Annotated in this window: 11 protein-coding genes; 9 read left to right on the top strand and 2 right to left on the bottom strand. The window is 55.6% G+C overall.

The window, feature by feature from the left end:
• Positions 1-167 precede the first annotated feature (167 nt).
• From cysC to ACM6IN_RS24415, 5 genes are all read left to right on the top strand, one after another.
• Entirely contained in the window at positions 168-761 is a 594-nt protein-coding gene (gene cysC / locus ACM6IN_RS24435; protein ID WP_007908485.1) for an adenylyl-sulfate kinase, read from the top strand.
• Complete coding sequence (locus ACM6IN_RS24430) at positions 758-2,134, top strand: FAD/NAD(P)-binding protein (RefSeq protein ID WP_414916838.1); 1,377 nt, start codon at positions 758-760, stop codon at positions 2,132-2,134. The genes cysC and ACM6IN_RS24430 overlap by 4 nt, the downstream gene beginning before the upstream one ends.
• A 173-nt stretch (positions 2,135-2,307) precedes the next feature.
• A complete protein-coding gene (locus tag ACM6IN_RS24425) occupies positions 2,308-3,279 on the top strand; it encodes a UDP-glucose 4-epimerase family protein (protein ID WP_414916837.1) in 972 nt (323 codons plus the stop codon).
• On the top strand, positions 3,276-4,292 hold the full coding sequence (locus tag ACM6IN_RS24420) for an MraY family glycosyltransferase (RefSeq protein WP_123375515.1): 1,017 nt from the start codon (positions 3,276-3,278) through the stop codon (positions 4,290-4,292). Before ACM6IN_RS24425 ends, ACM6IN_RS24420 begins: the two co-directional genes overlap by 4 nt.
• 369 nt (positions 4,293-4,661) lie before the next feature.
• Positions 4,662-6,266, top strand: a complete 1,605-nt coding sequence (locus ACM6IN_RS24415) for a glycosyltransferase (RefSeq protein WP_414916836.1) — start codon at positions 4,662-4,664, stop codon at positions 6,264-6,266.
• 8 nt (positions 6,267-6,274) lie between these two features.
• Here ACM6IN_RS24415 and ACM6IN_RS24410 read toward each other — a convergent pair whose 3' ends face one another.
• Positions 6,275-7,018, bottom strand: coding sequence for an SGNH/GDSL hydrolase family protein (locus ACM6IN_RS24410; protein WP_259740577.1), 744 nt, complete (start codon positions 7,016-7,018; stop codon positions 6,275-6,277).
• A 380-nt stretch (positions 7,019-7,398) separates the two neighbouring features.
• On the opposite strand from ACM6IN_RS24410, the gene ACM6IN_RS24405 reads away from it, so the two are divergent.
• The 4 genes from ACM6IN_RS24405 to fabF all read left to right on the top strand — a co-directional run bounded on the left by ACM6IN_RS24405 (position 7,399) and on the right by fabF (position 12,155).
• Positions 7,399-9,393, top strand: a complete 1,995-nt coding sequence (locus ACM6IN_RS24405; protein WP_007908494.1) for a polysaccharide biosynthesis protein — start codon at positions 7,399-7,401, stop codon at positions 9,391-9,393.
• 110 nt (positions 9,394-9,503) lie between these two features.
• Positions 9,504-9,839 (top strand): ComEA family DNA-binding protein, encoded by a 336-nt coding sequence (locus tag ACM6IN_RS24400; RefSeq protein ID WP_414916835.1) that lies wholly within the window; start codon positions 9,504-9,506, stop codon positions 9,837-9,839.
• 215 nt (positions 9,840-10,054) lie between these two features.
• A complete protein-coding gene (locus ACM6IN_RS24395) occupies positions 10,055-10,858 on the top strand; it encodes an SDR family NAD(P)-dependent oxidoreductase (RefSeq protein WP_007908497.1) in 804 nt (267 codons plus the stop codon).
• Positions 10,859-10,880: 22 nt separating this feature from the next.
• On the top strand, positions 10,881-12,155 hold the full coding sequence (gene fabF, locus ACM6IN_RS24390; protein WP_007949741.1) for a beta-ketoacyl-ACP synthase II: 1,275 nt from the start codon (positions 10,881-10,883) through the stop codon (positions 12,153-12,155).
• Here fabF and ACM6IN_RS24385 read toward each other — a convergent pair.
• The gene (locus ACM6IN_RS24385) at positions 12,152-12,706 is read right to left on the bottom strand and encodes a TetR/AcrR family transcriptional regulator (RefSeq protein ID WP_414916834.1); all 555 of its coding nucleotides are present in this window, start codon (positions 12,704-12,706) and stop codon (positions 12,152-12,154) included. The two genes, fabF and ACM6IN_RS24385, sit on opposite strands and share 4 nt — an antisense overlap.
• Positions 12,707-12,782: the final 76 nt, after the last annotated feature.

Raw genomic sequence — 12,782 nt, 5'->3', positions numbered from 1 at the left:
GCGTCGGCTATTGTTCCGGTGTAGAGGTTTTTCTTGGCGCCGGCAGACGCTGGGTCTATTCTTCACGCTTAATTACGAACTTGGGTTCAATGCTCGCAGATCTAATTTCTGACAGCGTTGGAAAGCCTGATTTAAGTCAATGTGTATATAACTGCGGTGTAGTTTCGATGACGGAAAATCTTGTCGCTCATCAGATGGTCGTCGACCGGGAGCAGCGGAGCGCTCTTAAACAGCAGCGCCCTGTGGTTCTTTGGTTTACCGGGCTTAGCGGCGCCGGCAAATCGACGATCGCCAACGCTCTAGAGCAGGCACTGCTTGAGAATAATCGTCATACCTACTTGCTGGACGGAGACAACATGCGTCTCGGTCTGTGCAATGATCTCGGGTTCAATGATCATGATCGGGCGGAAAACATCCGCCGGATCGCTGAAGTAGGCAAGCTGTTCGTTGACGCTGGCCTGATCGTCGTCAGCGCCTTCATTTCGCCGTTTCGCCTTGACCGGGCATTGGCCAGGAAAGTGATCGGTGACGAGTTCTTCGTTGAGGTCTACATCAGTACGCCGTTACCTGAGTGCGAGCGCCGCGACCCGAAGGGTCTGTATGGCAAGGCCCGCTCGGGCATGATCAAGAATTTCACCGGTATCGACTCGTTGTACGAGCCTCCGTTGAACCCGGATATCACGATCAACACACTTGAAGAAGATGTGTCCGTATCTGTCGAGAAGATTATGCAGTATCTGGTCGGGCGGATCGAACGTTGAAGACTCTGGTCATCATTGGTGCCGGATTCAGTGGCGCGGTAACCGCTGTTCAATTCCTCCAGGTGTGCAAACCTGGCACTCGAGTGGTGTTGCTCAACCGTTCCGGTGAAATGGCCCGTGGTCTGGCTTACGGAACCAACAGTTCTCGGCACTTGCTTAATGTGCCAGCGGGGAACATGACGGCGCTGGTTGATCAGCCTGATCATTTTCTGCGTTTTTGCGAAAGCCGTTTGCCGGGTACTGCGGCGGGGACTTTTGTTCCTCGCAAGCTCTACGGCGAATACCTCTCGGGACTGCTCGCCGAGGCTGAACATCAGTGCCGTGATGGCGTCAGTTTCGAGCGGATCACCACCGAAGCTCACAGCATCGAAGCGGAGAACGGAAAAGCCCGGATACGTATTGCTGATGGCCGGGAAATACTGGCCGATCATGTGATTCTCGCGTTCGGTAACTTTTCACCGTTCAACCCGGCTATCACGTCCATTCCCCGTGCCGCAGGGCGCTATATCGCTGATCCGTGGTCGGGAGAAATCGAGGTGCCGATCGACCCGCAGGCTCCGGTTCTGTTGCTGGGCGCAGGATTGACTGCGCTGGATGTGGCACTGACCCTGGATCAACAAGGGCACACCGGGCCGGTGTACATGCTTTCGCGGCGAGGCGTTCAGCCGTTGCCCCATCGTACTTCGGGACATGTCGATAGCATTGCCGGTGAGGTGGTTCAAACGCTTCTTGCCTCCGCTCCGAGCGTGCGCAGCTATCTGCGCCACATGCGCTCATTGGTTCGTGTTGCCGCTAAGGATGGCGTCGACTGGCGTGATGTCATTGCCGCCGTGCGTCCAGTCACTGCACAACTGTGGGAGCGTTTGAGCGAGACCGAACGCCGGCGTTTCCTGCGTCACGTCCAAGTGTATTGGGACGCCCATCGCCACAGAGTTGCACCGGCTTCGTATGCGGCGTTTTCCGCGCAGTTGGAGCTGGGCAGGCTGAAGCCGATGGCGGGCAGAATCCAGGACATCGAAGTATTGCCCAATGGTTTGCGCGTTCAAGTCGGGCTGCGTGGTACTGCGGCGGTAGAGTCTCTGGATGTTTCGCATATCATCAATTGCACCGGGCCGAATTCCAATCTGGCGCGTGTCGATGATCGCTTGATCGTGCAATTGCGGCAGTCGGGGCTGATTCGATTGGATAAACTCGGCCTGGGCGTTTGTGTCGATGAGGCGCTTTCCGTTCAGGATGAGCACGGCGCCCCTGTCAGTTGGCTGAGCTACGTCGGGCCAATGCTCAAGGCGCAGTTCTGGGAAGCCACGGCTGTTCCAGAGCTTCGTCGTTATGCGCGAGATCTGGCCCTGCGGGTTGCCGCGAAAATCGGCTGATTCATATCGCGACGATCAGTGTCACGGGCTTGTCCTTTCAGGCATCACGGTTTCCACTGACGTGTAGTTTGGCCTCGCTGTTTGCAGCGGGGTCCAATCCTCTTTTGGATAATTTGATGGTCAGTAGTCGTGATGCAATTTCAAGCGTCAATATTCGTTACCGAGCCTGAACAATGAAAGTTGAAACGGTACTTGTCTCCGGCGGTTCAGGCTTTTTGGGTGGTGCCTTGCTGCGACACCTGGATACCAGCGGGCAGTATTCCCTGATTGCCGCGTTGCGCAAGGAATGTAGCGATCTCCCCCCATCCATTCGACGTTTCCTGTTTGCGGATCTGACGGCTGATGTCGATTGGCGAGATGCGCTTGATCAGGTTGATGTGGTGGTACATTCAGCGGCACGGGTTCACGTCATGGATGAATCCGCTGCTGATCCGCTGACCGAGTTTCGCCGGGTAAATGTCGATGCCACATTGAATCTGGCCCGGCAGGCTGCAAGTGCAGGCGTGAAGCGCTTCATCTACATCAGCTCGATCAAGGTCAATGGCGAATCAACTTCGCCTGGCATTGCGTTTACAGCAGATGACACGCCCGCGCCCCTCGACCCTTATGGCATTTCCAAACTTGAGGCCGAACTTGGCTTAAAGGCGCTCGCAATCGCTACCGGAATGGAAGTGGTCATCATCCGGCCCGTTCTGGTGTATGGCGCGGGCGTCAAAGCCAACTTCCTCAGCATGATTCGCTGGGTACAACGCGCAGTGCCGTTGCCGTTTGGTGCGGTGCATAACAAGCGCAGCCTGGTCAGTCTGGATAATCTGGTGGATTTGATCGAGACGTGTATGAGACACCCTTCGGCGGCTAATCAGACATTTCTGGTCAGCGACGGGCATGACGTCTCGACAACCGAGCTGTTACGCAGTCTGTCTGCTGCGCTGCACAAGCCCTCTCTGTTAATACCGTTGCCGGTGAGCCTGATGAGCGCTGCGGCGAAACTATTGGGAAAAGAGGCCGTCGCACAGCGCATCTTTGGTTCTCTGGAAGTCGATATCAGTAAGAATCAACGTCTGTTGGGCTGGGTTCCGCCGGTCAGTTTTCCGCGGGCTCTTGACGCCACAGTAAAACCATTCCTGGATGCTCGAAAAAAATGAATGACTGGTGGCTAGTTCCGGTTGTTGCGATCCTGTCGTTCGCACTCACGGGTTTTTTACGTCGTTATGCAATTTCGCGCAGCCTGATCGATATTCCCAATCAGCGCAGTTCCCACTCGATCCCAACACCGCGTGGTGGCGGTGTGGCCATCGTCCTGACCTTTATCTTCGCCATGTGCGTTTTGTTCGCTGTCGGGCTGACGACCAAGGATGCGTTGATTGCCTTGGTCGGCGCCGGCAGTATCACGGCGGTTATCGGTTTTCTGGATGATCACGGTCACATTGCCGCCCGCTGGCGCCTGCTGGCGCATTTTTCTGCCGCCGCTTGGGGCGTTTATTGGGTGGGTGGGCTATCGCCGTTGATGATTGCCGGTGTCAGCGTTGATCTGGGATGGCTCGGACATTTTCTCGCGCTGTTTTATCTGGTCTGGATGCTGAATCTCTACAACTTCATGGATGGTATTGACGGTATTGCCGGTGTCGAAGCCGTCACGACATGCGCTGGTGCCTGTCTGATTTACTGGCTCAGTGGCTTCCCGCAACTGTTATGGCCACCTGCGTTACTGGCGGTATGCGCTGCCGGTTTTCTGTGCTGGAACTTTCCCCCGGCAAAAATTTTCATGGGCGATGCGGGCAGTGGCTTCCTCGGTATCATTCTTGGCGTGTTGTCGCTGCAGGCGGCATGGACTGATCCCGGTTTGCTGTGGGTCTGGCTGATACTGCTTGGCGTGTTCATCGTTGATGCAACGTTCACGTTGATGCGTCGATTGTTGCGCGGCGATAAAGTCTACGAAGCGCATCGCAGCCACGGCTATCAGTTTGCGTCCCGACAGTTTGGCAAGCACCTGCCCGTGACTGTGGCAGTCGGGCTGATCAATGTGTTCTGGCTGCTGCCGATTGCGCTCTGCGTGAGCTACTGGAAAGTGGACGGTGCATTGGGCTTGGTTGTGGCGTACTTGCCACTTGTCTGGCTGGCCATAAAGTTCCGTGCCGGACAACTGGAAGATCGCTGAAAAAGCATCCTGCAGGCGCAGACCTTCCTCGTGGCTCAGCGAGTAAAAATTGGAATCTTTTGTTTGCCGGGGTGTCTGCATTATCGACCAGAGTGAACTCTTGGCGATGTTCAAAACCCAGGTTTCGATTTACCCCGAATAAGGATTTCCGTCAGGAGTTACGGCCTCCTCAAGCCGTAGTCTGTTGACGGGAGCAGGGATCGCTCTGATGAATGCTATCTTCTAATTAAGCGCAAGAAAAAGGATCAGATTTTGTCTCGAAGTGGCTCCTTGTCAGATCTACTACGGAAGGTTATTCGTAGGGTAATTAACTCGATTCGCTTCAGGCTTGCCGCTAAGTTCCGTCGCAACACTCATGTGGACGCAGTGGTGGAACGTGAAAAACTCGACTTGAGTTTGCTTCCAGCAGAGTTTGATCCCGATTTATATTTGAAGATGAACCCGGATCTCGGCCTGGTTGATCCCGTTGAGCATTTCCTGAAGTACGGTCGACACGAAGTGTGGCGGCCCTATTCTTTGCCGGGAATTCATCTGTCTACAGCTCGCGCGGCAAATCCCGAGCGGGAAACGATATTGGTGGTGAGTCACGAAGCGTCGCGCTCTGGAGCACCCATACTCGCTCTTGACCTTGTCCAGCGCTTTTCTGCTCGATACAACGTTGTTGTGCTTCTGCTGGGTGAGGGGCCATTGCTGAGTGCTTTTCAGGAAGCGGCAGTTGTATTGGTGAAAGGTTTAAGGATCAAAGGGAATTCTGAGTATTCAGGACACGTAGTTGAATTCTTGAACAAAAAATTCAACTTTAAATTTGCGCTGGTGAATAGCCTTGAAAGCAATATCATCCTGAAGCCACTTGCCAGAAATTTTATTCCTTCAACTTATTTAATTCATGAGTTCGCCTCTTCTTATCCCAACGCGAAGGCGTTGTTGTCTGATGCGATTCTTTGGGCGGAAAAGTTGGTGTTCTCCGCCGCGCTGACTTTAGAAAACGCGATAGAGTCATTGCCGGAATTGAAATTTGCCGCGCCGCTGATCATGCCTCAAGGGTGTTGTGTCCTGCCGGAGCAACAGCACACTGAGCGTCAGAGCCTGGAAGAATCGGAATCTTTGCGAAAGCTGATCCGTCCTGAAGGCGACACCGAAAGAAAGTTTGTTGTGCTGGGGGCTGGGTACGTCAATTTTCGAAAGGGCGTAGATCTCTTTATTCAATGTGCCATCAAGGCAATGCGTGAACCGGGGGGCGATGCGTTTCGGTTTGTCTGGATTGGCAAGGGCTACGACCCGCAACTTGAGGACGGATATTCTGTTTATCTGGCGGATCAGATCAAGCGTTCCGGATTGCAGGACCGTTTTTTGATGCTGGGCGAAACATCTAATATCAACGCTGTCTATGCTGAAGTTGACGCACTGTTCATTTCATCGCGTCTGGATCCATTGCCTAACGTAGCCATAGACGCACTGACGATGCGCATACCGGTGGTTTGCTTCGATAAAGCGAGCGGTATTGCAGATTTTCTGGATACTTGTGGTTTACATGAGGCGTGCGTTGCGGATTATCTCGATGTGGACAGTGCTTTTCAGAAGTTATCCGCACTCGCCAGTTCTCGCCCGTTCCACGAGCATGTAGCGAATCAATCCTTTGAGGCATCCAAGGCGTACTTTGACGCAGACAAGTACGCTGGCCAGCTTGAGCGATTGGGTGTCGAGGGACATGAGAATGCTCGACAGGAAAAGCACGATGTAACGACTATCCTGGACTCCGGTCTGTTTGGCTCGGCCGGGGTTAACGCGAACGCCGAGGACGTGCAGGATTACGTCCGTGGAAACGCTCGCGGCATCAACCCTCAACGTCTAAACGCCAATTTTCGCGCGGATGTCTACCTTGCCGAGCACGGGGTTGCTAAAGCAGGAGCTGATCCATTCGCTGACTATATTCGGGCGGGGCGCCCTCAGGGCGCCTGGAATGAATCCGAATAAGCCAAACGCTATTTCCAGCGCTGTATGAATTTCAGCAGCCTTTCGCGAACAGTTTGCTTCGCGACCGGCTGCGCCCTGTAACCATCCGGATGGAAGTGGAGGCGTTGGAGCAAAGGGCCCAGTAACGGTTCAATCATCAATGCGTGTGCCGAAGGATCATAGTGGTGATCGCTTGGATCTGGATTTCGAAGTGATTCCGTGAGATTGCCCGAATCATCCGTAGAGTGGCTGTCAAAATTCAGGTAACTGATGCCTTCCGGGATGCAAAAGTTCTCCATCAGGTCATTGAATTTAATTGTCAGCAAGGTTCTTTCAGCGAGAGAGGCTGTCACCTCCTTTCGCAAATTGGCCACTTCTCCCCAGTCCATACCGTCCCTGATGGTGGGGAGAGGCGTACTAATACAAATTACCTCGTGTGTGCGGGCAATATCTTTTAACAGCTTCTGGTAGTTATCGAGTGCCAACTGCAGCATTTGGTTAACGGGGGTGCCATATTTTTGCGCCCGATACCAAATAACAAACCCGGTATCTACCTCGCCTAACATAACGATCACAGTGGTTGCCGTTGTCTTTTCCAGTGCAGAGGTGAACTGAGGCATGGCTTGTGTGACGGCGTTCGGATTTTGCAAACCGGATACAGTCGCACCGCCGACAGAGATCACTTCAAACGAGTACCCGGGTAGTAGCGCTGCTATTTTTTCAGAGCTGAAAACCGATGCGTGAGAGTCGCCGAGTACAAGTACTGGGATCATTGCCTGTAAGTCCCCTGATTCAATGATTTGAGCTGATGCTCGGGATTCGGGGCGAAAGTCTATAGAGTCGGGGAATCCACGCCTAGTTGAAGCAGGAAAATTCGGTGACAGCAACCCTTGAGGTACAGGGTGACGTGTTTTCCAGACAAACAGTTTTCCGGTTTTCCAGACTCGGCGAATGATTTTGCAGACGTTGCATTGATCCTCGCACTGCGGTTTTTGCCAAGTGTTAAATGTCCGAGCCCCCCAGGATTTTTGCTCGCGAGTTTGTGACAATCCTGTGAAACATCGGGCCAATTATTCAGATGAAGACGCCAGCATGAGGTTACAATGCTGGTCGTCGACTGTTTAAGGAGGGAGCCACGTGCTCGAGCGGCTGAATGGATAAAGTGCGGACTGTCTTGCTGGGCTTGCCTCGTAAGCAAAAACGTTTGCTGCAGGTGGCTACCGACGTCGTCCTGGTCTGGGTTGCTCTCTGGATGTCGTTCATCGTGCGCCTCGGCATCGATGACATGTACAACCCCTTGAAGGCTCACATCTGGCTCTTTGCATTCGCCCCTGTCATCGCCATTCCACTCTTTATTCGCTTTGGCATGTACCGGGCCGTGATGCGTTACTTTGGTAACGACGCCCTGATTGCCATCGTCAAGGCGGTCAGCCTGTCCTCGCTGATTCTGGCGGTCGTCGTTTACTGGTACAGCAATCACGAAGCGGTAGTGCCGCGCTCGATCATCTTCAACTACTGGTGGTTGAGCATGATGATCATCGGCGGCCTGCGCCTGTGCATGCGCCAGTTTTTCATGGGCGACTGGTTTACCGCAGCTCAACACGTACCGTTTACCAGCCGCGATGACGGTTTGACCAAGGTCGCCGTGTACGGTGCCGGTGTCGCCGGCAATCAGCTGGTTGCCGCTTTGCGCATGGGGCGCGTGATGCGTCCGGTGGCCTTTATCGATGATGATCCGGGCATTTCCGATCGTTCGATTTCCGGGCTTCAGGTCTACAAACCCAAGCACATTCAACATATGATCGATGTCACCGGTGCCCAGGAGATACTCCTCGCGCTGCCGTCGTCGACCCGCGCCAGGCGCCGGGAAATCCTCAACCTGCTCGAGGGTTTTCCGCTGCACGTGCGCAGTGTGCCGAATTTCACCGATCTGGCCAGCGGTCGCGTCAAGGTCGAGGATATCCAGGAAGTGGATATCGCCGACTTGCTCGGGCGTGACGCCGTACCGGCCCAACCGGACCTGTTGGCGCGTTGCATCAATGGCAAAGTGGTGATGGTCACAGGCGCTGGTGGTTCGATCGGCTCGGAGTTGTGCCGACAGATCTTCACTCTGGGGCCGACCACGCTCGTGTTGTTCGAACATAGCGAATTCAATCTCTACAGCATTCTCTCCGAACTCGAACAACGGGGTTGCCGGCAGTCGGTTCCGGTACGTCTGTTGCCTATCCTCGGTTCCATTCGTCATCAAGACAAACTGCTCGATGTGATGAAAACCTGGAAAGTCGACACCGTGTATCACGCAGCAGCCTATAAGCATGTGCCGATGGTTGAGCACAATATTGCTGAAGGTGTACTGAACAACGTGATCGGCACGCTCAATACAGCGCAGGCGGCATTGCAGTCGGGCGTGTCGAATTTCGTGCTTATCTCCACCGATAAAGCCGTGCGCCCGACGAACATCATGGGCAGTACCAAGCGTCTGGCCGAGTTGACGCTGCAGGCCCTCAGCTGTGAAAGTGCACCGGTATTGTTTGGTGACAGTGCCAACGTGTCGCGGGTCAACAAGACCCGGTTCACCATGGTGCGTTTCGGCAATGTTCTCGGTTCCTCGGGTTCAGTGATTCCGCTGTTCCACAGTCAGATCAAGTCCGGTGGCCCGCTGACGGTCACTCACCCGAAAATCACCCGCTATTTCATGACCATCCCCGAGGCCGCCCAATTGGTGATCCAGGCCGGCTCCATGGGGCAGGGCGGGGATGTGTTTGTGCTGGACATGGGCGAACCGGTGAAAATCGTCGAGCTGGCAGAAAAAATGATCCACCTGTCCGGCTTGAGCATTCGCTCCGAACGCAATCCGCAGGGCGATATTTCCATCGAGTTCACCGGGCTGCGCCCCGGCGAAAAGCTCTACGAAGAGCTGTTGATCGGCGACAACGTGGCCGCCACCCAGCACCCGATGATCATGACGGCGAGCGAAGACCACCTGCCGTGGGATGTGCTGAAAACCCGCTTGAGCGAATTGCTTCTGGCCGTGGAACGCGATGATTATGCGCGGGTCCGTCAACTGCTGCGCGAAACGGTCAGCGGCTATATGCCGGACGGCGAGATCGTCGATTGGATCTATCAGCAACGCCGTCTCGAACCCTGATTGTTTCACATCCTGTAACGCACGCATTTTTGACATAGCTCCAGCATGACCTACGTTTGGAGAGCAGCTTCGGAAAAGCTGCTTTCTCAAACGATGATGGAGCGTCACTAATGCGTACCGGTTACTTCTACTCTCTGATTTTCGCTTTCCTTACCAGCGCCTCGATCGCCGCTATTGCCGCACCTGTTGCGCCAGCGGAGTCGCCCAACGCGCCTTTGGTGATGGATACCGCGGCACCTTCCCTGAGTGCAAAAATCGATCTTAACGATGCCGACGCGGCAACGCTGCAAAAGGAGCTGGCGGGAGTTGGTGAGGCCAAGGCCAAAGCGATTGTTGCTTATCGTGAAACAAACGGGCCTTTTGCATCGGTGGATGAGTTGCTGGAAGTGAAGGGTATCGGCAAGGCGATTCTGGATCGCAATCGCGACAAGCTGGAAGTCAACTAAGCTAAGTGTTCAACGCCAAGGGGGCCGGTCATTGACCGGCCTTTTTTACTTGCGCAGCGTATGGCCGCTAGTGTTGGTGGAGAGGGCTGCCGTCGGCCACTTAAAATTACGGCTATCATATTGCGTTTGGATTATGCCTATAATAATTTGCCGGTGCGTCGAGCCAACGTGGCTCATAGGCAACTTCCTCCATCAAGCGTTCCAGGAGCATTCTCATGAGTTCCGCCCAATCCCAAGGTACTGCTCTCGTTACCGGCGCATCGTCCGGTATCGGTGCGATTTACGCTCAGCGCCTGGCGGCGCGTGGTTTTGATCTGCTGCTGGTTGCCCGTGACAAGGACCGTCTGGAAAGTGCTGCGAGCCGGTTGCGTGACGCCCATGGCGTTCAGGTTGAAGTTCTCAAGGCCGATCTGACACAGAAGGACGACGTGCTCAAACTCGAACAGCGCTTGCGCAGTGATTCGAGCATCAGCCTGCTGGTCAATAACGCCGGTGTGGCAGCGGACGGACTGCTGGCCAACGCCGATATGGACCAATTGGAGCGCCTGATCCAGTTGAACATCACCGCAGTCACCCGCCTGGCATCGGCTGCTGCTGCCAGTTTCGCCAAGGCCGGTCGTGGCACGATCATCAATATCGCCTCGGTGGTGGCGTTGTTTCCGGAACGCTTCAACGCTACCTACAGCGCCAGCAAAGCTTATGTACTGAGCCTGACCCAATCGCTTAACACTGAACTCGAAGGCACCGGCGTGCAGATCCAGGCCGTGCTGCCGGGCGTGACCCGCACCGAAATCTGGGAGCGCTCGGGTATCGATGCCAGTGGCATTCCGGCAGAAATGGTCATGGACGCAGGCGAGATGGTCGATGCGGCGCTGGCCGGCCTGGATCAGGGCGAGTTGATCACCATTCCTTCGCTACCTGACGCAGGCGAATGGCATGCCTTTGTAGCGGCTCGTCATGTCATGGCACCGAACCTTTCCCGCAGTGCTGCAGCCCAACGCTACAAGTCCGGCAATTGAATTGATCAGAGGTCATTACGGTATGGATTCGCGTCGAATAGTCGTCACGGGCATGGGCCTGGTTTCACCCTTGGGCAGCGACCTTGAAGTCGTATGGCAGCGCTTGCTGGCCGGGCGTTCTGGTCTGCGTAACTTGCCTGAGGCAACGGTCGCTGATTTGCCCACGCGAGTCGGCGGCGCGGTGCCGACGCTGGAAGAGGATGCTGAAGCAGGTTTTGATCCGGATCGCGCCACGTCACCCAAGGAACAGAAAAAGATGGACCGCTTTATTCTGTTCGCCATGGAGGCTGCCCGGCAGGCGCTGGAGCAGGCTGACTGGCATCCGTCGGAGAGCAAAAGCCAGGAGCGTACCGCAACGATCATCGGTTCCGGTGTCGGTGGTTTCGGCGCGATTGCCGACGCCGTGCGCACCACCGACAGTCGCGGTCCTCGGCGTTTGTCACCATTTACCATTCCGTCGTTTCTGGTCAATCTCGCGGCAGGGCACGTGTCCATTCAGCACGGCCTCAAGGGGCCTTTGGGGGCGCCGGTGACGGCGTGCGCTGCGGGTGTTCAAGCGATTGGCGATGCGGCGCGCTTGATTCGCGCCGGCGAAGCGGATATTGCCGTGTGCGGTGGCGCGGAAGCTTGCATCGACCGCGTCAGTCTTGCCGGTTTTGCGGCAGCACGGGCACTGTCGAGCGGTTACAACGACACCCCGGAGCGCGCATCTCGACCATTCGACAGCGGTCGCGACGGTTTCGTGATGGGCGAAGGCGCGGGGCTGCTGGTGATCGAATCTCTGGAGCATGCCTTGGCCCGGGGGGCCAAACCTTTGGCTGAGCTGGTCGGTTATGGCACCAGCGCCGACGCCTATCACCTGACGGCCGGGCCGGAAGATGGCAGCGGTGCCAGGCGGGCGATGACGTTGGCACTGGCGCAGGCGGGTATCGAGCCGGAACAGGTGCAACACCTCAACGCTCATGCGACTTCGACCCCGGTGGGCGACCTCGGCGAACTGGCGGCGATCAAAGCGTTGTTCGGCACGCAAAATAAAATCGCCGTGACCTCGACCAAGTCAGCCACCGGTCATTTGCTCGGCGCTGCCGGCGGGCTTGAAGCCATTTTCACACTGTTGGCCATTCGTGATCAGGTCGTTCCGCCGACGCTGAATTTCGACAATCCCGATCCGGCGAGCGCAGGGGTGGACATCGTCCATGGCCAAGCGCGGCCGATGTCGATCGAATATGCACTGTCCAATGGTTTCGGGTTTGGCGGGGTCAATGCCAGCGTGCTGTTCAAGCGCTGGCAGGCTTAGTCGCGGTTCTTGAGATGATCGCGGGTGACATCGAGGATGCGTTGCGCAAACTCGGCATCCGCGACGCTGCGTGACAGCAGCAGCGCGCCGACCAGTGTCGACATGATGACGATGGCGCGGTCAGCGCTGTTCTCTCCTTCGAGGCTGTTTTCGATCTGCTTCAGCCGCGCGTTGAGGACCACGTCGCTGGTGGGGCTCGGTTGGCCACGCAGGCCCAGCTCGGAAGAAATGGTCAGCAACGGACAACCTTCATGCGGCGATGTCTGGTGCCATTCGGACAGATACGTTTCGATGAAGACATCGAGCGGATTGTCCTGGGAAAAAATCTCGGCGCACAAACCGTCGACCTGGTTGCCGGCCTCTTGCAAGGCTTTCTCGACCAATTCGTCCTTGGACTTGAAATGTGAGTAGAAACCGCCATGGGTCAGGCCCAGCGCTTTCATCAGGGGTTGCAGACCTGTAGCGCCGATTCCGTCCTTGCGAAAGCGAGCCGAAGCCTCCTTGATGATGCGCTGATGGGTCTGGGCTTTATGATCCTGCGAATAACGCATGTGGAACTCTCCGCAACAATGTCCCCATCTTAACCAAGGAAAATTAGATGGTGACTGTACTTCTACTTCTTAAAAG

It is taken from the genome of Pseudomonas sp. IT-P395, from assembly GCF_949767675.1.
Lineage (GTDB): Bacteria > Pseudomonadota > Gammaproteobacteria > Pseudomonadales > Pseudomonadaceae > Aquipseudomonas.
The sequence above is the reverse complement of the archived record's forward strand: the minus strand, read 5'-3'. Positions and strand labels throughout refer to the sequence as shown.

Bases quoted from the DNA above. Each gene is read 5' to 3' on its own strand.
- cysC (WP_007908485.1), top strand. From the start codon at position 168: ATGACGGAAAATCTTGTCGCTCATCAGATGGTCGTCGACCGGGAGCAG.
- ACM6IN_RS24425 (WP_414916837.1), top strand. From the start codon at position 2,308: ATGAAAGTTGAAACGGTACTTGTCTCCGGCGGTTCAGGCTTTTTGGGT.
- ACM6IN_RS24420 (WP_123375515.1), top strand. From the start codon at position 3,276: ATGAATGACTGGTGGCTAGTTCCGGTTGTTGCGATCCTGTCGTTCGCA.
- ACM6IN_RS24410 (WP_259740577.1), bottom strand. From the start codon at position 7,018: ATGATCCCAGTACTTGTACTCGGCGACTCTCACGCATCGGTTTTCAGC.
- ACM6IN_RS24405 (WP_007908494.1), top strand. From the start codon at position 7,399: ATGGATAAAGTGCGGACTGTCTTGCTGGGCTTGCCTCGTAAGCAAAAA.
- ACM6IN_RS24400 (WP_414916835.1), top strand. From the start codon at position 9,504: ATGCGTACCGGTTACTTCTACTCTCTGATTTTCGCTTTCCTTACCAGC.
- ACM6IN_RS24395 (WP_007908497.1), top strand. From the start codon at position 10,055: ATGAGTTCCGCCCAATCCCAAGGTACTGCTCTCGTTACCGGCGCATCG.
- fabF (WP_007949741.1), top strand. From the start codon at position 10,881: ATGGATTCGCGTCGAATAGTCGTCACGGGCATGGGCCTGGTTTCACCC.
- ACM6IN_RS24385 (WP_414916834.1), bottom strand. From the start codon at position 12,706: ATGCGTTATTCGCAGGATCATAAAGCCCAGACCCATCAGCGCATCATC.